The sequence below is a fragment of the Gordonia sp. L191 genome, assembly GCF_030077625.1.
In the GTDB taxonomy this organism is placed as follows: Bacteria; Actinomycetota; Actinomycetes; order Mycobacteriales; family Mycobacteriaceae; genus Gordonia; species Gordonia polyisoprenivorans_A.
Window position 1 is genome coordinate 4,145,299 of record NZ_CP125996.1, and the last position, 20,344, is coordinate 4,165,642.

Consider the following 20,344-nt stretch of genomic DNA (forward strand, 5'->3'; position numbering starts at 1 on the left):
TCGAGCAATAGTGTCTCACTATCACTACATGACGACCACGACGTCTCATGAGTCGCTTTTCCATCTGCGCTCGGGCGCGCAGTGGCGCGACCCGTTCGGCATGTACGCGCGCCTGCGAGCGGAGTCACCGGTCCATCACGTCACCGACGATCCGTCGGGCGCGGATTTCTGGGTGCTGACCCGGCATGTGGACGTCATGGCCGCGGCCACCGACCCGTCGACGTTCTCCTCGGCGGCGGGACTCACCGTCGTCGACGGAGAGATCGAGGCCATCGGCATGGCCGACAACCCGCCGATGGTCATGCAGGACCCGCCTGGTCACACCGCCTTCCGCGCACTGGTCGCGCGCGGTTTCACCCCACGTCAGGTGCGGTCGATCCAGCCGCGCATCCACGACTTCGTGACCAGTCGCCTCGACGGGATCGCCGATCACCGGCCCGACACCCCGGTCGACATCGCACGGCTGCTCCTCAAACCACTGCCGAGCATGCTGGTCGCGCATTACCTCGGTGTGCCGGAGCAGGATTGGCCGCGGTTCGACGAGTGGACCGAGTCCATCGTCGGCGCAGTCGGCGGGGCTGCCGACCCAGGTGCCGGGACCGCGGGCGCCGCGACCGGTGAGTTGCTCGGCTACTTCGCCGACCTCATCGCGCAGCGCCGCACCGAAGGCGGCACCGGCTCCGACACCGTCTCCACCCTCGTCGCCGCCGGACGCGCCGACGACGACGCCGGCCTCGTCTCGATCCTCGCGTTCGTGTTCACGATGATCGCCGGCGGCAACGACACCACGACCGGACTACTCGGCGGCTCGCTGGCATTGCTGTCCGAACATCCCGATCAACGAGCACAACTCGTCGCCGACCCCTCCCTCGTCGACGACGCCGTCGAGGAACTACTACGACTGACCTCCCCGGTGCAGGGACTGTGCCGCTCCACGACGCGTCCGGTGCACTACGACACCCCCACCGGTCCCGTCGAGATCCCCGCCGGCCGCAAGGTACTGCTCTGTTACGCCGCGGCCAACCGCGACCCGGACGTCTTCGGCGCCGACGCCGAGGCCCTCGACGTCACGCGCCGCCCGCGCGGCATCCTCACCTTCAGCCACGGCGACCACCACTGCCTCGGCGCGGCCGCCGCACGAATGGCGGCCACCGTCACGCTCACCGAACTCCTGGCCCGGTACCCGGACTTCGAGGTCGACGTCGACGGAATCGAATGGGCGCCAGGACATTACGTCCGACGACCGACCCGCGTCCCGTTCCGGACCGGCCCGGCGCACCGATGACCTCGCCCACCGACTGGCTGGCCGCCGACCGCGCCGACCTGGCGGCCACGCGCATCCTCGACACCGCCGAATCGTTGTTCGTCACCCGCGGCGTGGCCTCGGTGACCATGCGCGATGTGGCCGACGCGGTGGGCTGCTCGCGCGCCACCCTGTACCGCTACTTCCCCGGTCGCGACCGCCTGCTGGCCGCCTACGTCGAACGCACGGCGACGATCATCGGCGCCGACATCGCCACAAGTATCGGCGAGCTCGGCCCACCGGCCGATCGGCTGGTCTCCGCCATCGAGACCGCACTGTCCGGGGTGCGCCGGAACCCGGCGCTGTCCGCATGGTTCGACGCCGAGATGGCCGGCACGTCCACCCAGCTGGCGTTGCTCTCGCCGGCCATCGACGCCCTGGCCACCGGCATCCTGGCCCGGCTGGCACCCGAGCCTGCCGACACCGACCTCGCCGATCGCGCCGGCTGGCTGGTGCGGGTGATGGTCTCCCTACTGGCCGCCCCGGCGCCCGACGCCGGCACCGAACGCGACCTCCTCACCCGCTTCGTCGTGCCGGTCGTGCTTCCTTCCCACCCTCCCGCGTAAACCGCACCCAACCGGCGAACGGGCGCCGATTCGTCGGGACGAATGCCGTCGCCTACACTGCATTCGGTAACGATTGTCGTTTTCGCGAAGGGTGCTACTCCATGAAGCGTGCATTGGTCGCCTCCGCAGGTCTGCTGACCGCCGCGGCCCTGGTCCTATCGGGCTGTTCGGAGGACGGCGGGGACTCGTCGAGTGGCGACAAGCCGACCGTGGTGACCTCGACCAACGTCTGGGGTTCGGTGGCCTCCGCGGTGGCCGGAAACGACGCCGAGGTCACCGCGCTGTTCACCAACAGCGCCGACGACCCGCACGAGTTCGAGCCGTCGGCGTCGGACACCGCGAAGGTCGCCGACGCCTCGGTGATCCTCATGAACGGTGGCCACTACGACGAGTACATGGAGCAGGCCGCCAAGAACAGTTCCGGCACGGTGATCAACGCCTTCGACATCATGGAGGGCGGTCACGAGGAGTCCACCGAGGAGACCGGCACCGACGAGGGCCACTCGCACGAGGTCAACGAGCACGTCTTCTACAACCTGGCCGTCGTCGGACAAGTCGCCACCAAACTCGGTGAGGCATTGGCCGCCAAGGACTCCGCCCACGCCGAGACCTACCGCACCAACGCCCTGCGCTTCAACACCGAACTCGCCGCCGTCCGCAATCAGGTGAGCCAGATCAAGGCCGCCCACGACGGGACCAAGGTCGCCCAGACCGAACCGCTGGCCGGATACCTGCTCACCGAGGCCGGACTCGACGACGTCTCCCCCGCCGGCTTCACCGCAGCCGTCGAGGAGGGCCAGTCCCCGTCGGCCGCCGACCGCGCCGCCCTACAGGACCTGCTCACCTCCCGCACCGTGAAGTCCTTCATCTACAACACCCAGGCCGTCGACTCGGTGACCGAGGCGTTGCTCACCGTCGCCCAAGGTGCGAAAGTACCGGTCGTGAAGTTCACCGAAACGCTGCCCGACGGTGTCAGCGATTACGTCGTCTGGCAGCGCGGTCAGGTCGAGGCCCTCGCGAATGCGTTGAACTCGTCCGGAGCCTGATGACCAACCCGATCCCCGCCACCCCGGCCCCCGCCACGCCGATCCCGGTCGCCTCGTTTCGCCACGCGCGGCTCGCCTTCGGCGAGCGGGTGCTCTGGGACGACCTGAACCTGACGATCGAGGCCGGCGAGTTCGTCGCCGTCCTCGGTCCGAACGGTTCGGGCAAGACGTCGTTCCTGCGCACCCTGCTCGGCCAGTACCCGTTGAGCGCCGGTGACCTCGACGTCACCGACGCCGTCGGCTACATCCCGCAGCAGCACGCCGACGACGCCGACACCATGGCCCTGCGTGCCCGCGACCTGGTCGGATTCGGCGTCGACGGGGCGCGGTGGGGTATCGGTCTGCGCGGGCGGGGCGAACGCCGACGCATCGTCGATGCCGCACTCGCCGAGGTCGGTGCGACCGCCTACGCCGATGCCCCGGTCGGGCTGCTCTCCGGCGGTGAGCAGCAACGTCTGCGGGTGGCGCAGGCGCTGACCACCGATCCGCAGCTGCTGCTCTGCGACGAGCCGCTGGCCAGCCTCGACCCGGCCAGCCAGGAACGCGTCGTCGAACTCATCGACCGTCGCCGGCGCACCGCACACACCGCAGTGGTTCTGGTGACGCACGAGATCAACCCGGTGATGCCGTATGTGGACCGGGTGCTCTACCTCGTCGGCGGCCAGTTCCTCGCGGGCCCGCCGGAGAAGGTGATGACGACGGCGACGCTCTCGGCGCTCTACGGCAGTCACGTCGAGGTGGTGCGCGTCAACGGCCGCCTCCTCGTCGTCGGCGGCGAAGAGGGCATCGCACACTGCCACGCCGACGAGGAGCATCCGGGCCTGTGAGTACCGTTCTGGCCGCCCGTACCGTCGTGGCCGCCGACGTCGAACTCCGCGACTTCTGGGATTTCGCCGAGACCGCGCGGCTGCTGCACTACGACTTCGTGTGGCAGGCGCTCATCGCGCTGGCGCTGCTCGGCGCGCTCTCCGGCGTCCTCGCCCCGCTGATCGTGTCGCGGCAGATGTCGTTCGCGGTGCACGGTGCCAGCGAACTGTCGGTCACCGGCGCCGCCGCCGCGTTGCTCGCCGGTGTCAGCATCAATCTCGGCGGGGTGATCGGCGCGGTCCTCGCCGCCGCCGTCTTCGGATTCATGGGAAATCGTGCCCGCGAACGCGATTCGGTGATCGGCGTCGTGATGGCCTTCGGATTGGGATTGGGCGTGCTGTTCCTGGCGCTCTACGGCCGCATCGGTGCCGGGTTCGCGCTGCTGACCGGGCAGGTCGTCAGTGTCGGCGTGCACGGGATGACCGCCATCGCGATCACCACCGCCGTGGTGCTGGTGGTGCTCGCCGTCGTCTACCGTCCGCTCTTGTTCGCCTCGCTGGACCCCCGGGTCGCGCAGGCGCGCGGCGTGCCGATGCGGGTGCTGTCGGTGGTGTTCGCGATCCTCGTCGGCCTCGCCGCCGCGCAGGGTGTGCAGATCATCGGGGCGCTGCTGGTGATGTCGTTGATGATCACCCCCGGCGCCGCCGCCGCGCGCCTGAGCGCCAACCCGACGGTCGTTCTGGTGCTGTCGGTGCTGTTCGCCGAGATCGCGGCGGTCGGCGGACTGCTGCTCTCGTTGGCGCCGCAACTACCGGTGTCGGTGTTCGTCACCACGATCTCGTTCGTGATCTACCTCGTGTGCCGGGCGATCGGCTCCCGGCGGACGCACGCCACCCGCACCTGACCCGGCACCGGCATCACCGTCGGCACCGGCACCGAGGCGTCACTCCTCCGGACCGCCGGGATTGCACATCGTGTTGACCATCTCCTGCTGCGACACCACCGGGCGATCGGGTTCGATGTTCCAGCTCGGCTTGTCGGGCGCGACGATCCGCGCGTAGGTCCAGTGGCAGTCGAACTGGGCGCGCATACCCGGGGTGTCGGCGTTGGGCGCCAGCGCGAGCACCTCGGCCCACGCGACGTCGGCGCCGTTGTCCGAGGTCGTCTTGCGACCCGAGGGCGTCGGATAGATCTGCAGGCTCGGCCCGACCTGCGTCTGCACCCACTGCACGTGATCGATATAGGGCGGGACGTGCACCGGATCGAGCGTCGGGGACGCCGTCGGCTCGATCCACGACGACTCCGTGGATGCAGCGGACGAGGACGCAGCCGGCGAGGCGGATGGCGACGGGGACGCGCTCGGCTCCGAACCCGTCGCAGAGGACGACTCGTCGCCGCAGCCGGCCACGCCGACGAGCAGGACGGCGCAGGCAACGGCGCCAACGACGGAAGCGAGTATTCGGTGCCACGGTTCACGTCTCACCTCCGCGACAATAGTCACCGGAGTAGGCTGCGCGGTGTGCCGAACGGTCGCACTCGCGTACGAACCACGGTCATCAGCATAGTGCTGGCCGTGGTCCTGTTCGGGCTCAACGCCTGCAGCTACCTCAACCCGGGTTCCGAATCCGGTGCCGAGACCACACATTTCGCCGGACGTGTCGACACCACTCCCACCGGTCTGCACCTCGACGGAACACCCTGGTGGCCTTCGGGTTTCAACGCCTATCAACTCGGCACCAACTGGGCGGTGAACGCCGGATGCGGGGCCGAGGTGGATCTCGATCGCTACTTCGGCGCACTGCCGCCGCGCGCACTCACCCGCTTCAACCTGTACTCGATGTTCGCGGTCAACAAGCACACCGGCGGACTCGATTTCGGGCCTCTCGATGCCGTGTTCGCCGCAGCCAGGCGGCACCACCAGATGGTGCTGCCGGTGCTGACCGGTTCGTCGGGCGATTGCGAGGACGGAGTGTTCAAGGACCGTTCGTGGTACGCCGGTGGCTGGCGCACCACCCGCGCCGTCGGTGGGATGACCTACGCCGAGTGGATGTCGATCGCGGTCAAGCGTTGGGCCGGCGAAACATCGCTCGCCGGTTGGGAACTCGTCGGCGAACCGGAGACCAGCAGCTGCGGCACGGGCGGTTGCGACCTGGCGCATCGCACCTGCCAACCCGGGGCGGCACAGGTCCTGCGCGACTTCTTCGATGCCGCCGGGGCCGCCTTGCGCGACATCGATCGGCGCCACCCCATGTTCGCCGGCTTCACCGGCGGCGACCAATGCGGCACCACCGGCACCGACATGGACATCGTCGCGCAGTCGCCGCATCTCGACGTGCTCGACTACCACGACTATCGCAACGACGAGGGCATCCCACCGGCGGGCAGCGACCTCAGCGCGCGAATCGCGTTGGCGCAACGCCTCGGCAAGCCGATCGTCGTCAACGAACTCGGCATCAAGGCCGGGTCGTGCCTGTCGACCTCGACCCGCGCCGCCGAATCGCGGACCCGCCTCGCCGACATTCGACGAGAAGGCGTCGCCGGGGTGTTGTTGTGGGCGTTCGTCCCCGATCCGCGTCCCGAGGAGTGCACCTACGACATCGGCTACGACGACCCCGCGTGGCAGGTGGTCGACGACGCTATCGTCTGAGTCCCCAGCCGCGTCGCGCCGTCGGGGGCCGACCTCAGCCCGACCGACTCCCGGTCACCCGGTACACCCGCCAGTCGGGCAGATCGGCACCCTGGTTGCGTACGTCGAGGACCCGCACGGCGATCTGCGCGCCGTTCTCGTACAGCGTCGGATAGCGTTGATTGAGGGCGTCGGACAGGCCGCGCCCGGACGCGGGCACCGCCAGCATGTACTGCACGCCTGCGGCTTTGGGATCGTTGAGGACCTCGACGAAGTCCGAGTCGGACGGGATGACGAACTGTTTGGGCCGTCGCGACTGCACGACGACCGCGAATCCGTAGACGGTGTCGGTGAGCACGCTGCCGTCGGGTAGGTCGAGTGAGTCGAGATAGCGCGCCAGGGTACGTTCGGTGGAGAAGCTGCGCACGATCCGTCGCTCGTCGAGATAGCGCTGCGAGACCGAGTCGGGGCGTGGCCACACCACCGAGGACAGCGCGAACTCCTGCGGCGCGTATTTCGGCGAGGTCATCCCGAATGCCGTGGTGGGCAACGACACCAGCATCACGATGACCGCGATGGTGCCGGAGAAGACGTACCGGGTGATCGGACCGCCGGTCCAGTGGGCCACCACGGTGGTGCGCGGCCCCTGCCGGCGATACGGCGACTGGCGCCGGGCGGGCACCGCCAGCAGCGAGACCAGTGCGGCCAACAGGATGACCGTCATGTAGAACCGCAGGAAACCGAAGGTCGAACCCTTTGCGTAGGTGTAGATCTGAAACGCCAGCACCGCGCCGATCATCGCCATCGGCACCAGCACCGCGTACACACGGCGGTGCCGGGCTCGCACGACCAGGACGAGCACCGCCAGCAGCGGCAGCAGGGGCGCGAGGATCGCCAACTCGGTCATCGAGAATCGCAGGGCCTCGCCCGCACCGCTGGATCCACTGCCGCCGGATTGCTCGATGATGGCCGCATTGCCGTATTCCGAGGAGAACTGCGCGAACGCATTTCCGGTGATGAGCCATCCGGTGAAGGCCCATGCGATGAACGCCACCCCGGACGGCGCGGCCACCAGCACCGCGTCGAGGAAGGTACGGCTGACCCGTTTCGTGCGATCGGCCCGGAAGAAGCTGACCCAGGCGACCCCGATCGTGCTCGCCAACGCCGCCGCACCACCGTCGTAGCGGGTGAGGTAGCTCAACGCCAATGCTATTCCGGCGACCGACAATTCGTGGACGTCGTCGGTGTCGACCCACCGCATGAGCCGCCGTGCCGCCCACGCGAGGCAGAACAGATACGGCGCCTCACTCATGCCGTTGGCGGCGTAGAGCACGATCATCGGGTTCAGCGCGTAACACGCGGTCGCCAGCGTCGCCACCACCGGATCGAGGCCGCGGTCGCGGGCGACGCCGGACACCTGGACAACCGATCCGGCCATGAACGCCGAGGACATGATCACCGCCGAGACCGCGTCGGTGGTCATCTGCGGAATCCACGGGGTCAGCGCGGTGAGCGGGAGTTGCACGATCGCCGTCAGCGGCGTGAAGACGAATCCGATGGCCGCCAGATGCGGACTGCGACTGAACAACACCGACTGCGCGGACTGCACCCGCGAGAGCGCGTCACCGAAGTACAGGTGCACATCGACCGCCAGGTACAACCCAACCCCGCAGTAGAGCGCGAACATCGCCACGAACAGCACCAGCACCCGATTGCGGGTCATGCGCCACCACCGGTTTCGGGACCAGCCGCACCGGTACCGCTCGCCGGCCCGGTCTCCGCACCGCCGGAAGCCAACCCGTGCACCGTCTTCTCCCAGTACGACGGATTGAACAGGATCTGCCACATCCCCTTGATCGCGGCGATACTCATCAGCACCCAGTACGCCGGCACCAACAGCGCGGAGATCACCAGCTCGCTGCGGTCGTCCTCCCGAATGGCCATCAGGTTCATGTAGAGCGCCGAGCCGTTGCCGAAGATCAGCGAGATCAACGACAGATAGTAGATCGGACCCCAGAACAGGTGCGCGACAACGGGTGGCTGGCCGGCGATCCACATGATCAGGATCAACCAGAAGACCATGTTCATGCACGCGATGAGGGGGGTGCCCGCGATGAGGAAGGTGAACCGGGCCCACGCCACCGGACCGAGGATGTGCCACAACGCGATCGGGTGGCGCATGTGCACCAGCCACGTCTGCATGTAGCCCTTGTACCAGCGTGACCTCTGCCGAACCCAGTTGATCGCATCGACATTGGCCTCTTCGAGGGTCACCGAATCCAGCACGGCGGTGCGGTAGCCGCTGTCGGCGATCCGCACCCCGAGGTCGGCGTCCTCGGTGACGTTGAACGGATCCCACGCGCCGATGTCGTCGAGCACGTCCCGCAGAAAGTGATTGGACGTGCCGCCCAACGGAATCGGGGCCCGGCTGACCATCATGCCGGGTAGCAGGAAGCCGAACCAGATGCCGTAGTCGGCGGTGAACCAGCGGGTCAGCAGGTTGTCGGTGGCGTTGTGGAAGCTGAGCTTGCCCTGCACGCACACCACCGAGTCGTCGCCGATGGTGCGGAAAACCCAGACCGCCCTGCGTAATTGGAGCGGGTCCGGTTTGTCCTCGGCGTCGAAGATCGTGACGATGTCGCCGGTGGCGAAGTGCAGACCGTAGTTGCACGCCTTGGGTTTGGTGCGTGGCTGCGCCGGTGGGGTGAGCACCACCGTCACCACGCCGCCCTCGTCCTCCATGGCGCGTGCGGCCCGGATGGTCGGTTCGTCGTCCTCCTCGAGCAGCAGGAGTACCTGCAATTTGTCGCGCGGATACTCGATCGATTCGACCGCCTTGATCAGGTCGCCGACGACCTCGGGTTCGCCGTAGGCGGGCACGAGCACGGTGTAGGGCGGCAGATCGTCGTCGGACAGGGCGCGGGCCTGCTCGTCGGAGACGGCGATGGCGCCGTTGACCAGGCCGCGCCGAAAGATGACGAGGCGGTCGATGAGGGTGACCACGTAGCCGACGGTGGCGATGCCGATCAGGGTGGCCAGTGTCGGGATCGGGAAGAAGCCGATCAACACGACGATGACGAGCAGCAGGGCCAGGCCGCCGTATTTCTGCGGCCGGGAGAACGCGGTGGACGCCGAGGCGTCGGCGTCGGCGTCGCGGAGCCGTTCCACCGCGTCGTAGAGGGCCTGCTGCCGATAGTCCTCGTCGACGAGCAACTCGGCGACCGGACGCGTCGGCCGCGTGCAGCGGCTCCGCGGATCGGCGTCGCGGCGATGCCGGGCCCGCACGGGCGTTCCGGTGTCCTCGGCACTCACGTCCCGACCTCTCGTCGGGCCGCCTCGACCTGCGCGTCGACGATCCCGGCGGCCAGGCCCACCAACAGATCCCGGTCCTTGTAGGTGGGGGTGGTGTCGCGGATGGCCGCGTTCCCGCGGAACAGGACGGTGAACATGGTGTTGACGTTGCCGGTGACGGTGTAGGTCGGCGCCGGGAAGTAGGCGTCGGTCTCGTGGTTGTCGACCGACCACAGCACGACCTGCTGGGTGAGACGACCGTTGTTCCACCACCACGACACGACCGTGTAGCTGAGGTAGCGGGCGTCGTCGATCACCGTCCACATCCAGGCACGCACACCGTGCGGCATGGGCACCTCCACCGAGGGACCGAACCGGTCGCCGACCATGTCGTAGCGAAAGATGTAGGGATAGGTCTGCAGCGACAGCGGCCGCCCGGTGTCCACGGAGTCGACGGCCACCCGCCGCGACCGGGACTGCTTGTCGAACCGGGGACTGCCCTGCCGCTGCACGACCATCTGCCGGTACATCACCGATCCCGAGCTGTAGAAGCGCTCGGCCCAGTCGTACCGGGTGACCGCCTCCTGCCGCCAGTCGGTGGGCAGGGCCAGCGGCACACCCACGGGCATGCCCGGAATGGTCGCGCTCGGCCAACTCGCCGCCGTCACGGGAACCGGGATGAAGGCGATGACGACGGTCGCCAGCAGCAACAGCAGCCCGGGCCTACGGACCCGGGCCAGCGTCGGCGGATGGACGTTGCGTCCCAGCGGCGACCAGCCCAGCCGATGCCGGTTGCGGTAGTCGAAGTACATGACGAGCGAGGACATCAGCGCCGCGGCCACCGCCGGCACCACCACCAGCAGAACACGCTGCAGGCCTTCGACATAGACGTCCATCACGATCAGGATCACCAGGCCGGTGACCAACGACAGCGCGGCGCCGATGAAGGCCCGTCGACGGTTGCGTCCGACGGCGATGAGCGTCGCGATCGCGGCGACGACGACCATCACCGCGCCCGCGGCGACCGGGCCGCCACCGGCGGTGAGGATCACCACCCGCATCGGCACCGGCCAGATCAGCAGCGCCAGCGCCCAGGTCCATCGGAACCGCATCACCGGGCGCAGACCGAACATCACGATCGCCCCGCCGAGGACGAACAACCACAACGCCAGCAGGTCCATGTGGGCGGTGATGTAGGCCTGCGAATACCGCGGATTCACCATGAACTGCACCGACACCGACACCAGCAACACGATCGACCCGACGATCGTGTCGGTCTGCCGGTCGTAGATCGGCGGTTCCGGGGTGGGACGCCAGGACTTGCCGATCCCCGCGATCAACACCAGCGCCAGCAGCACGGGAACGTAGATGATGAGCGTCAGCGCACGCATCTCCGCAAGCACCGCGAGGAGGGTGACCCGGAAGGCGATGACGGTGAGCGCGGCCAGGACCAGCCAGCGCACCGCGAGCACCACCGACGGGTGATCGGCCATGCGCAGGGCCACCGCACCCGGGCGGGCGGACGCGGGTGTGGTGGTCGGCTCGGTCACCGTCATGGTGGGACCATCACCGCTCGTCCGGGGCGCTGTCCGCGTCGCCGCCGGCCCGGCGGCGACGCAACACCAGGATCACCGCACCGGCCACGACGACCGCGGCGACGAGCACGCCGACGATGATGCCGATCGTCGCACCCGTACCGGGTCCCGACGATGCCGACGGACGCGGGGTCGACGCCGCGGCGTCGACGTAGACCGGGTCCTGATCACGCACCTTGATCAGCGCGTCACCGGCGATCGAGGTCCACCGGTTGTCGTCGTCGAGCCAGCGCAACAAGTCGTCGAGGTCGGAGCCGTCACCGGTGGACGTCGCCACCAGAACCGTCCGACCACCGGCCTGCGTCGCCTGCAACGATCCGTACCGCAGCGCCGGGTTCAGCGTGATCTGCGCCGACGAACCGGTCGCGGCATGCACCGTCACCGTGCCGCCCGACGAGCTGACCGGCAAGGTCAGATCGGGCAGGCCCCGGCCGTCGGCCGAAATCAGCACGGCCGGCTGCTGCGACGACGCGGCGTCGGCCATCGACACCACGTCGAGGCCCAGCGGGATGACCGACAGCCGCTGCAGACCGGCGGCGATCTCCACACCGCGACCGACATCGCCGACATCGCCCCTGGTCCAGGCCAGCTTGGCCCACGGCATCAACGATTCGGGGACCGACCCGAGTCCGGCCGGCTGTGGCGGATCGGCGACGTCGCTGGTGATCTCGCCGGCCGAACTCAACGACAGACTCGACCGGGAACCGTTGCCGCAGCCCTCGTTCACCCCGCCGCGCTCGAGCGTCACGGTGAGTTGGGTGAAGCGGGTGACCGCGTCGTCGGGCAGGTCGACCCAGCTGTTGAAGGTGCCCGAGGAGTCCGTCGGCAGTGTTGCGATGACACGCTGGCCGATGCGCACCGAGATCACGGCATCGTTGCCGCCCGCCGGCGCATACGAGCCGATGAGCTGGACCCGGATGTTCTTGGACGGACGGCCCAGACGGGTCTGATCGATCCCGACCGAGATCGACGGCCAGGTGTTGGAGACGATCTGCTGATCGCCGATGCCGAGGTCGGCGAGGGTCTGCACGTCCGGCGCGAGTTGCGGGGCGTCGAAGAGGGGGCCGCCGACCGCCGACGAACTCGCGGCGATCGAGGCGAGATTGCTGGTCAGCAGGCGCGCCTGGGCGACGAGCTGATCGGCGGGACCCCCGACGACCAGGTACGCCGAACCCTGCGGGCCGCCGCGCAACGACAGCCCCGCCGGCGCCGAGGAATCGATCACAATCTGGCGTTCGAGTGGTCCGGGAGCCGTGGGCGGCGCGAGATCCGCGCGTGGACGCGCGACGGTGGTCACCGGGACCGACGCGGTTCCGTAGTGCGCGACGACGGCCGCGGCGAGGTCCACGGCCGCCGCACCCTCGGCCTGTTTGACGTCGTCGGGAATGACGAGGGTCAGTTGCCGAAGAATCGGGGGCAGGAATTGTGCGACGGTCTGCGGAATGGCTTCTCGCCCGGTGAATGAGACCACCGCACCGGAGATGGTGAATGCATTGTCGGGGTCGAATTGGCATATTCCCTGAACGGTCAGATAGGCGCGCAGGGTGATGTCGGCGGCGCCTGCGCTGACCGTGACACCGCCCAACGGCAGGACGATCTGCGCGTTCGGCGCGGTCGGAATCGGGGTCCGCGAGATCAGCCGCGAACCCTGCACGACGTCGACCGTGCCGCCGGTGACGAACGACGGCAACGACACGGCACCGCGGAGTTCGTCGGGATTCAGATTGTCGGGCACCGGAATCGACAGCGACACCTCCCCTTGCTGGCCGGGAAAGGTGATGGTCGGCGACGACCCGATCTGTTCGAGGGACATCGGCGGAGGCGGGTCGCCGGGTGCCGCGCGGACCAGTGCTGCGGGGCCGCCGGCGAGGCCGAGGACGAGCAGGCACACGGTCACCGCGCGGACAATAGGGGTGACGCGCATACGAAAGATCATGGTTTCCTTCGACCGCCGGTATTGGACGATGGCGCGATCATCCGAGAATTCTCGCGGTTATCGAGACTGGTGAAGTCACCGTATCGGTAAAGACCGCCGCATGTGCACCTTCGGTCGGGTCGACATACGTGGCGGGGCGCGGCGCGCGGCGGTCCCGACTCGTGCGCGAGAGGACCGATGCCGTTTCGACTCTCAAACGTTCTCACCGCGCTACGGGGACTCTGGGAGCATGGGCGCCATGCCCTCCGAGTCCCGCATCCGACGCAGCGCGCCATGTCCCCGACGGCCGCGATGACCCATCCCGGGCTCCGGGTCGGCGACCGCGTCGATGCCGGCTGCTACATCGACGTCGACGGCGCCTTGATCTGGCATTTCGTCGGCGGTGATCCGGCCGGGGCGCCGACGGTCCTGTTACACGGTGCGTTCGCCTCGGCGGCGACGTGGGGTGCGCAGATCGCGGGTTTCACCGACGCCGGCCTGCATCTGTTCGTCCCCGAGCGCAGCGGCCACGGCCACAGCCCGGATATCGCCGGGCCGTGGTCGATGGACGCGATGCTCGCCCAGGTCATCGGCTATCTCGAGACGGCGGTCGGGGTGCCGGCCAACCTGGTCGGCTGGAGTGACGGCGCGATGCTCGCGCTCCTCGTCGCGCGGGTGCGCCCCGATCTGGTGTCCCGGGTGGTCCTCACCTGCAACTACATCAACTCCGCGGGACGCGACGCGCCGGAGTTCTTCGCCCGGATGACCGACCGGGACCCGGATCTCGTCGACTTCCTGCGCGGCACCTACAACGAGGAAAGTCCGGACGGCCCAGAGCATTTCGACGCGGTGTACGCGAAAACCGAGGACTTCCTGATCAACGGACCGGATTACGCGGTCACCGAGTTCGCGGAGGTCGACGCACCGGTACTCGTCGTCGCCGCCGACCGCGGCGTGGTGCACCTCGAGCAGAGCCTGGAACTGTCCCGCACGTTGCCCCGCGGGCGGCTGGCGATCCTGCCGGGCACGCACATCCTGCCGATCGAGTCGCCGGAACTGTTCAATCCGCTGGTGCTGTCGTTCCTGATGTCGGACCCGCCGCGTCAGTGGACTCCGTGAAACAGCGGACTCCGTACATCACCGGACGCCGTGACCGCCGGGTGAGCCGGTCCGCTCAGCCGGTCCGCTCAGCCGTCGAGCGCGGCGACGTCGGACGGTGCCTGCGGTGAACCGCCGGACGCGACGAGGAGTTGGCGCCCCCGATCCCACGCCTGCCGGCGCGACGCGTCCGGGTCGGACTCGACGTGGCTGGTGCGGTCGAGGACCATCACCGGCCGATGCGCCGCGTCGTAGACCGGCCAATCCAGCCCGGGACGCCGCCCGCGGGCGAAATCGCCCCACCGGGACTGCATCTCGTCGACCATCGCGCCGGCGGCACGCCAGTCGGCCGTCGCCAGCCCGGCGAACACCGGCATCCGGTAACCGCCGAACACCGCGAACAGCTCGGTCGCGTGCGTGGCACCGAGCCCGGCGCGCGCGAGGGCACGTGTGTGGAAGTCGAAGCGGTACACATACGTCGGTGCCACCTCGCGATGCGCGTCGGCGAAGGCGGTGACCGGAGCCCAGAAGATGCTGTCGGCGCTCAGCCGCAACTGATCGTCGGCGCCGCCGGCGTACTGGTTCATGATCTCGTCGCGCGCGGTTTCGTCCTCGATGGCCAGCAGTGTCCGCTGGGTGTCGGGGAGCAGATTCCAGAACTTGTCGAAGAGTTTGCCCTCGTCGCGATTGGTGCCGATGATCAGCGGGACCGGCGCGGTGTTGCCGTCGCGGGCCGCGGCATACGGCGACTGCGGTAGGGACGGCACGCCGTAGACCGGCCCGAACGGGGTCGGTTCGACGCTGTCGGCGTGGCGGGCGAAGCCCATCAGCCGCCCGCCGGCGCGGTGGAGCTCCTCCGGTGAGGCGACGTCGAGAATCCGGGCCGCCTCGTGCGGGTCGATCGGCTCACGCACGCTGGTGGTGTCGGTGCTGCGCCGCTTCGGGTCGAGCAGCAGTCGCAGGTACTCGTCGGCGAACAGCGCGGCGCTCTCGCGGGAGATCGCCAGGTCGGTGGCCGGGCTCTCGGCGATCGCACGGTGGAACAGTCCGCGGGCGCCGGGCGCGGCGAGCAGGCACAGCACCGAGGTCCCGCCTGCGGACTCGCCGAAGATGGTGACGTTGTCGGGATCGCCGCCGAAGGCCGCGATGTTGCGCTGCACCCACTGCAGGGCGGCGATGTGGTCCTTGAGACCGGGGTTTTCGTCGAAGTGCCGCTCCGGCGTCGAATAGCCGCTGAAATCGAGCATCCCGAACGGCCCGAACCGGTACTGGATGGTGACCACGACGACGTCCTGCGCACGTGCGAGGTGCGTGCCGTCGTAGAGCGGGGTCGCGGCGGTGCCCAGGATGTAGGCGCCGCCGTGGATGAACACCATCACCGGTCGTGGCGTGCTCGCCACGGTGTCGGGGGCGACGACGTTGAGGGTCAGGCAGTCCTCGCTCACCGGCTGAAATCGTCCGAGGCCGGTCGCGGTGAGCAGTTTGTCCTGGATCGCGGCGTCACCGAAGTTCTCGCAGCGCCGCACGCCGGGCCAGGGAGCTACCGGCTGCGGCGCGTCGAACCGCCCACCGCCGACCGGCGGCGCCGCATACGGAATGCCCCGCCAGGCGACGGTGCCACGCCGTGAACGCCGGCCGCGGACCCCGGACACGATCCCCTCCGCGGTCGAAACCCTGGTGTCGGCCACTGCGGTGTTCGGAACTCCCATGGAGTCGAATCTACAATGCGGCAGTGACGTCGAACACTGCGCATGTGGCCGCCGGGCAAGAGGTCGGGCGGTCGGTCGACCTCAACGCCGACCTCGGCGAGGGCGTCGGCGACGACGAGGCGATGCTGGCGATCGTGACCAGCGCCAACGTCGCCTGCGGCTTCCACGCGGGCACCCCCGCCGAGCTGCGCGCGACGTGCCGCGGGGCCGCGGTGTCCGGGGTGCGCGTCGGTGCGCAGGTCTCCTACCCCGACCGCTCCGGATTCGGGCGGCGCTTCATGGACATCGCCCCGGCGGAGCTCACCGCCGACATCCTCTACCAGATCGGCGCACTGCAAGGGCTCGCGAGATCCGTCGGGGTCGAGGTCACCTACGTCAAACCCCATGGGGCGCTGTATAACTCGATCGTGCACCACACCCGGCAGGCCGACGCCGTCATCGACGCGTTGCGTGAGCTCGGCGCCACCCTGCCGTTGATGGGTCTCGCAGGATCGCCTGTCCTGCACCGCGCCCGCGACGCGGGGCTCCCCGTCATCGCCGAGGCGTTCGCCGACCGAGCCTACACCCCCGACGCCACCCTGGTACCGCGCACCGAACCGGGCGCCGTGCTCACCGACAGTGGCGAGATCGCGCAGCGCGTCGTACGGCTCGTGTCCGAGGGCACCGTGGTGGCCGTCGATGGTTCGGTGCTGCGCGTCGACGCCGAGTCGATCTGTCTGCACGGCGACACCCCCGGCGCCGTCGGACATGCCCGCGAGGTGCGGGAAGCGTTGCGGCTGGCCGGGATTCGGGTCAGCGCCGGGTCATAGCGCGTTACGTCAGGCGCCGCTGCCGTGCGAATTCGGCGAGCACGACGCCCGCGGCCACCGACGCGTTGAGGCTCTCGACGTCGCCGGCCATCGGGATGGACAGGATCGAGTCGCAGGTCTCGCGCACCAGCCGCGACAGTCCCTTGCCCTCGGAACCGACGACGATGACGGTGGGCCCGGTGCCGTCGTAGGCGTCGAGCGTCACGTCCCCCTCCGCGTCGAGACCGACGAGCTGCGCACCCGACTGCGCCCAATCCTTGAGCGTACGAGTCAGATTCGGCGCCTGCGCGACGGGCAGCCGGGCCGCCGCACCCGCCGAGGTCCGCCACGCCACCGCGGTCACCGAGGCGCTGCGCCGCTGCGGGATGAGCACCCCGTGGCCGCCGAAGGCGGCGACGGATCGGATGACCGCACCCAGGTTGCGGGGGTCGGTGATGTTGTCGAGCGCCACCAGCAGTGGCGGGGTGCCGCTGTCGAGGGCATCGCGCATCAGATCGTCGGGGTGGACGTAGCTGTATTCGGGGACCTGCAGGGCGATGCCCTGGTGCATACCGTTGGCCGACAACCGATCCAGCTCACCCTTGCCCACCTCGAGGATCGAGATGGCGCGGTCGGCGGCCAGCTTGACCGCCTCGGCGACCCGGTCGTCGGGATCACTGCCGGTGACGACGTACAGGGCGGTCGCCGGCACGTCGGCACGCAGGCACTCGACGACGGGGTTGCGACCCAGGACGTACTCGGGTCCGTCGTCCTTGCGCGACCTCGGTCGTCCCGCAGTGGTTTTCGCGGCGGCCTTGGCACGCTTGTGCGCCGGATGGTACGGACGGTCCACGGCTTTCGGGGTGGCCCCACGCCCTTCGAGTCCGCGGCGTCGCTGACCGCCGGAGCCGACGGTCTGCCCCTTCTTGCTGCCGTCCTTGCGTACGGCGCCTTTGCGTTTCGAGTTGCCCGCCATCTACTCCCGGCCTTTCAAGCTCCATTGTGCCCCGTCGGGGGTGTCGGTCACCTCGATACCGGCCTGCGCCAGTCGATCCCGTACCGCGTCGGCGGTGGCCCAGTCCTTGTCGGCGCGCGCCTGCGACCGTCGGGCCAGTTCGGCCTGCACGAGCACGTCGAGTGCCGACGTGGCCGCCGAGTCGTCGGCGGCATCGGAATGCCAGTGCGGGTCCAGCGGATCGACACCCAGGATGCCCGTCATGGCCCGCACCGCCGATGCCGCGGCCAAGGCCCCGGGCCCGTCGCCGCCTTCGAGGGCGGTGTTGCCCTGGCGCACGGTGTTGTGCACGACGGCCAGCGCCGCCGGCACACCCAGATCGTCGTCGAGGGCGGCCGCGAACTCGGCGGGCACCTCACCCACACCGACCTCGGCCACCCGCGAATGTACGCGCTCGACAAAGGATTCGACGCGTCGATAGCCCGCGGCCACCTCGGTCAGGGCGCCGTCGGAGTATTCCAACATCGAGCGGTAGTGCGCGCTACCGAGGTAGTAGCGCAATTCCACCGGCCGCATGCGCGCGAGCATCGCCGGGATCGACACCACGTTGCCCAACGACTTGCTCATCTTCTCCCCGCCCATGGTCACCCAGCCGTTGTGCAGCCAGTACCGGGCGAACGGGTCGCCGGCGCCGTGTGCCTGCGCGATCTCGTTCTCGTGGTGGGGAAAGATGAGATCCATTCCACCGCAGTGGATGTCGAACTCCGCACCGAGCAGCGAGGTGGCCATTGCCGAGCACTCGAGGTGCCAGCCCGGACGCCCCGCACCCCACGGGGTGGGCCAGGACGGCTCGTCGGGTTTGGCCGCCTTCCACAGCGTGAAATCGCGCGGATCGCGTTTGCCGGTGCCCGCGCTCTCACCCTGATGGACATCGTCGAGTTTGTGACCCGAGAGCGCACCATAATCGGGCAGGCTGCGCACGTCGAAATAGACGTTGCCGTCGGCGGCGTAGGCGTGACCGCGTTCGATGAGTCGCTCCATGTAGGTGACCATCTGGGTGACGAATCCGGTGGCGCGCGGCTCCCCCGACGGCGGCAGCACGCCGAGCGCGTCATAGGCCGCGGAGAATTCGCGCTCGTGAGTGGCCGCCCACTCCCACCACGGCCGGCCGGCCTCGGCAGCCTTGCGCAGGATCTTGTCCTCGATGTCGGTCACGTTGCGGACGAACAGCACGTCGTCGCCGCGATGCAGCAACCAGCGGCGCAGGATGTCGAAGGCGATGCCGCTGCGGACGTGTCCGATGTGCGGAACTCCCTGAACGGTGGCGCCACACAGGTAGATCGACACATGCCCGGTGTGCAGGGGCACGAAGTCGCGTACCTCCCGGGTGGCGGTGTCATACAGGCGCAGGGTCACGACGTGCGATTCTACCCGGCGGCGCGAGCCGAACCGTCGTCGACCAGCGCCGTGGCCACCGCGGCGATTCCCTCGCCCCGTCCGGTCATGCCGAGCCCGTCGGTGGTGGTCGCCGACACCGACACCGGTGCGCCGAGCGCGGCCGAGAGCACCTCTTGCGCCTCGGCGCGGCGCGGGCCGATCTTGGGGCGGTTGCCGATGACCTGCACGGCACCGTTGACGACGCGCAACCCCGCCTGCGACACCAGGTCGGCGACATGGGTGAGCATCTGCACGCCGGACACACCCTCCCATTCGGGGCGGCCCGTCCCGAACACCGATCCGACGTCGCCGAGCCCGGCCGCCGAGAGGACCGCATCGCACAATGCGTGGGCGCCGACGTCACCGTCGGAGTGGCCCTCACAGCCGGCGTCGTCGGGGAAGTGTAGCCCGACCATCCAGCACGGCGCGCCCGACTCGACGCGATGGGCATCGGAGCCGATTCCGACCCTCATGTCACGACCTCTCCGGAGTCCAGGATCTGACGGATGACCCGTAGGTCCCAGGGGGTGGTGATCTTCATGGCCATCGGATGGCCCTCGACGACGTGGACCGGGATGCCGATGCGTTCGGCCAGACCGGCGTCGTCGGTGGCCAGGCCCTCGTCGTCGGCATGTGCGGCGACGAGCGCCTCGCGGGTGAAGCCCTGCGGGGTTTGGATCGCGCGAAGCAGATCTCGATCGACCGTCGTGGTGACCCGTGCGAGATCGGTGTCGAGCTGCTCGATCTGTTTGAGCGTGTCGGCCACCGGAATCCCGGGGATCACGGCGCGATGTCCGGCACGGATCGCGTCGATGACCCGACGGAATACGCCGGCCGGGGTGAGTGGACGAGCGGCGTCGTGCACCAGGATGATCCCGGCGTCACCGGCCGCGGCGAGTCCGGCACGCACCGAGGTGGAACGATGCGCACCTCCGGCGACCACCTCGACGTGCGGCGGCAAAAGCAATCGTGCCCGACCGACGAGGTCGGCGGGCACGACAACCACCACATGAGCATCGAGATCGAGAACCTGATCAACACACCGTTCGAGAATGGTGCGCCCATGGAGATCCACAAAAGCCTTGGGAATCGACTCACCGAGCCGAGTTCCCGAACCGGCGGCCGGAATGATCACGCAGACCTGCGAGTTCACACGGTCGTCCTGGGCCGCCGACGCCGACCCGGGTGTTGCGGTCACAGCAGACGAC

General features: G+C 69.0%; 18 protein-coding genes. 8 read left to right on the plus strand and 10 right to left on the minus strand.

Going from position 1 to position 20,344, the window contains the following annotated elements; genetic code table 11:
* The first annotated feature begins 28 nt into the window (after window positions 1-28).
* From QNM97_RS18740 to QNM97_RS18760, 5 genes are all read left to right on the plus strand, one after another.
* Window positions 29-1,285 (plus strand): cytochrome P450, encoded by a 1,257-nt coding sequence (locus QNM97_RS18740; protein ID WP_283819794.1) that lies wholly within the window; start codon window positions 29-31, stop codon window positions 1,283-1,285.
* Window positions 1,282-1,869, plus strand: a complete 588-nt coding sequence (locus QNM97_RS18745; protein ID WP_283819795.1) for a TetR/AcrR family transcriptional regulator — start codon at window positions 1,282-1,284, stop codon at window positions 1,867-1,869. The genes QNM97_RS18740 and QNM97_RS18745 overlap by 4 nt, the downstream gene beginning before the upstream one ends.
* A 101-nt stretch (window positions 1,870-1,970) precedes the next feature.
* Entirely contained in the window at window positions 1,971-2,915 is a 945-nt protein-coding gene (locus tag QNM97_RS18750; protein WP_283819796.1) for a metal ABC transporter solute-binding protein, Zn/Mn family, read from the plus strand.
* On the plus strand, window positions 2,915-3,742 hold the full coding sequence (locus QNM97_RS18755; RefSeq protein WP_283819797.1) for a metal ABC transporter ATP-binding protein: 828 nt from the start codon (window positions 2,915-2,917) through the stop codon (window positions 3,740-3,742). The genes QNM97_RS18750 and QNM97_RS18755 overlap by 1 nt, the downstream gene beginning before the upstream one ends.
* Window positions 3,739-4,626 (plus strand): metal ABC transporter permease, encoded by an 888-nt coding sequence (locus tag QNM97_RS18760; RefSeq protein ID WP_283819798.1) that lies wholly within the window; start codon window positions 3,739-3,741, stop codon window positions 4,624-4,626. The genes QNM97_RS18755 and QNM97_RS18760 overlap by 4 nt, the downstream gene beginning before the upstream one ends.
* 39 nt (window positions 4,627-4,665) lie before the next feature.
* Here the strand turns inward: QNM97_RS18760 and QNM97_RS18765 are convergent, their stop codons facing one another.
* Entirely contained in the window at window positions 4,666-5,205 is a 540-nt protein-coding gene (locus tag QNM97_RS18765; protein WP_283819799.1) for a DUF2599 domain-containing protein, read from the minus strand.
* A 36-nt stretch (window positions 5,206-5,241) separates the two neighbouring features.
* Between QNM97_RS18765 and QNM97_RS18770 the strand changes: the two genes are divergently transcribed.
* Entirely contained in the window at window positions 5,242-6,369 is a 1,128-nt protein-coding gene (locus tag QNM97_RS18770) for a beta-mannosidase (RefSeq protein ID WP_283819800.1), read from the plus strand.
* Between the two features lie 34 nt (window positions 6,370-6,403).
* Here the strand turns inward: QNM97_RS18770 and QNM97_RS18775 are convergent, their stop codons facing one another.
* From QNM97_RS18775 to QNM97_RS18790, 4 genes are read right to left on the minus strand one after another with little or no spacing between them, the layout of a single operon-like run.
* Window positions 6,404-8,071 (minus strand): glycosyltransferase family 39 protein, encoded by a 1,668-nt coding sequence (locus tag QNM97_RS18775; protein ID WP_283819801.1) that lies wholly within the window; start codon window positions 8,069-8,071, stop codon window positions 6,404-6,406.
* On the minus strand, window positions 8,068-9,633 hold the full coding sequence (locus QNM97_RS18780) for a glycosyltransferase (RefSeq protein WP_283823250.1): 1,566 nt from the start codon (window positions 9,631-9,633) through the stop codon (window positions 8,068-8,070). Before QNM97_RS18780 ends, QNM97_RS18775 begins: the two co-directional genes overlap by 4 nt.
* 23 nt (window positions 9,634-9,656) lie before the next feature.
* A complete protein-coding gene (locus tag QNM97_RS18785) occupies window positions 9,657-11,195 on the minus strand; it encodes a hypothetical protein (protein WP_283819802.1) in 1,539 nt (512 codons plus the stop codon).
* Between the two features lie 10 nt (window positions 11,196-11,205).
* On the minus strand, window positions 11,206-13,170 hold the full coding sequence (locus QNM97_RS18790) for a hypothetical protein (RefSeq protein WP_283819803.1): 1,965 nt from the start codon (window positions 13,168-13,170) through the stop codon (window positions 11,206-11,208).
* 291 nt (window positions 13,171-13,461) lie between these two features.
* On the opposite strand from QNM97_RS18790, the gene QNM97_RS18795 reads away from it, so the two are divergent.
* Window positions 13,462-14,268 (plus strand): alpha/beta fold hydrolase, encoded by an 807-nt coding sequence (locus QNM97_RS18795; RefSeq protein ID WP_283823251.1) that lies wholly within the window; start codon window positions 13,462-13,464, stop codon window positions 14,266-14,268.
* Between the two features lie 68 nt (window positions 14,269-14,336).
* Here QNM97_RS18795 and QNM97_RS18800 read toward each other — a convergent pair whose 3' ends face one another.
* Entirely contained in the window at window positions 14,337-15,956 is a 1,620-nt protein-coding gene (locus tag QNM97_RS18800) for a carboxylesterase/lipase family protein (RefSeq protein WP_283819804.1), read from the minus strand.
* Window positions 15,957-15,979: 23 nt separating this feature from the next.
* On the opposite strand from QNM97_RS18800, the gene QNM97_RS18805 reads away from it, so the two are divergent.
* Window positions 15,980-16,765, plus strand: coding sequence for a LamB/YcsF family protein (locus QNM97_RS18805; RefSeq protein ID WP_283819805.1), 786 nt, complete (start codon window positions 15,980-15,982; stop codon window positions 16,763-16,765).
* A 4-nt stretch (window positions 16,766-16,769) separates the two neighbouring features.
* Here QNM97_RS18805 and rlmB read toward each other — a convergent pair whose 3' ends face one another.
* From rlmB to ispD, 4 genes are read right to left on the minus strand one after another with little or no spacing between them, the layout of a single operon-like run.
* Window positions 16,770-17,720: a 23S rRNA (guanosine(2251)-2'-O)-methyltransferase RlmB gene (rlmB, locus tag QNM97_RS18810; RefSeq protein WP_208794374.1), complete on the minus strand. Its 951-nt coding sequence runs from the start codon at window positions 17,718-17,720 to the stop codon at window positions 16,770-16,772.
* Window positions 17,721-19,115 carry a cysteine--tRNA ligase gene (cysS, locus tag QNM97_RS18815; protein WP_283819806.1) on the minus strand — a complete coding sequence of 465 codons (1,395 nt, stop codon included), beginning with the start codon at window positions 19,113-19,115 and terminating at the stop codon, window positions 17,721-17,723.
* Between the two features lie 11 nt (window positions 19,116-19,126).
* Window positions 19,127-19,609, minus strand: coding sequence for a 2-C-methyl-D-erythritol 2,4-cyclodiphosphate synthase (gene ispF, locus QNM97_RS18820; protein ID WP_283819807.1), 483 nt, complete (start codon window positions 19,607-19,609; stop codon window positions 19,127-19,129).
* Window positions 19,606-20,334 (minus strand): 2-C-methyl-D-erythritol 4-phosphate cytidylyltransferase, encoded by a 729-nt coding sequence (gene ispD, locus QNM97_RS18825; RefSeq protein WP_283819808.1) that lies wholly within the window; start codon window positions 20,332-20,334, stop codon window positions 19,606-19,608. Before ispD ends, ispF begins: the two co-directional genes overlap by 4 nt.
* Window positions 20,335-20,344: the final 10 nt, after the last annotated feature.

Coding starts and splice junctions, on each gene's coding strand:
- QNM97_RS18775 (WP_283819801.1), bottom strand. CDS start 8,071: ATGACCCGCAATCGGGTGCTGGTGCTGTTCGTGGCGATGTTCGCGCTC.
- QNM97_RS18755 (WP_283819797.1), top strand. CDS start 2,915: ATGACCAACCCGATCCCCGCCACCCCGGCCCCCGCCACGCCGATCCCG.
- QNM97_RS18790 (WP_283819803.1), bottom strand. CDS start 13,170: ATGATCTTTCGTATGCGCGTCACCCCTATTGTCCGCGCGGTGACCGTG.
- QNM97_RS18750 (WP_283819796.1), top strand. CDS start 1,971: ATGAAGCGTGCATTGGTCGCCTCCGCAGGTCTGCTGACCGCCGCGGCC.
- QNM97_RS18795 (WP_283823251.1), top strand. CDS start 13,462: ATGACCCATCCCGGGCTCCGGGTCGGCGACCGCGTCGATGCCGGCTGC.
- rlmB (WP_208794374.1), bottom strand. CDS start 17,720: ATGGCGGGCAACTCGAAACGCAAAGGCGCCGTACGCAAGGACGGCAGC.
- QNM97_RS18800 (WP_283819804.1), bottom strand. CDS start 15,956: ATGGGAGTTCCGAACACCGCAGTGGCCGACACCAGGGTTTCGACCGCG.
- QNM97_RS18740 (WP_283819794.1), top strand. CDS start 29: ATGACGACCACGACGTCTCATGAGTCGCTTTTCCATCTGCGCTCGGGC.
- QNM97_RS18745 (WP_283819795.1), top strand. CDS start 1,282: ATGACCTCGCCCACCGACTGGCTGGCCGCCGACCGCGCCGACCTGGCG.
- QNM97_RS18785 (WP_283819802.1), bottom strand. CDS start 11,195: ATGACGGTGACCGAGCCGACCACCACACCCGCGTCCGCCCGCCCGGGT.
- ispF (WP_283819807.1), bottom strand. CDS start 19,609: ATGAGGGTCGGAATCGGCTCCGATGCCCATCGCGTCGAGTCGGGCGCG.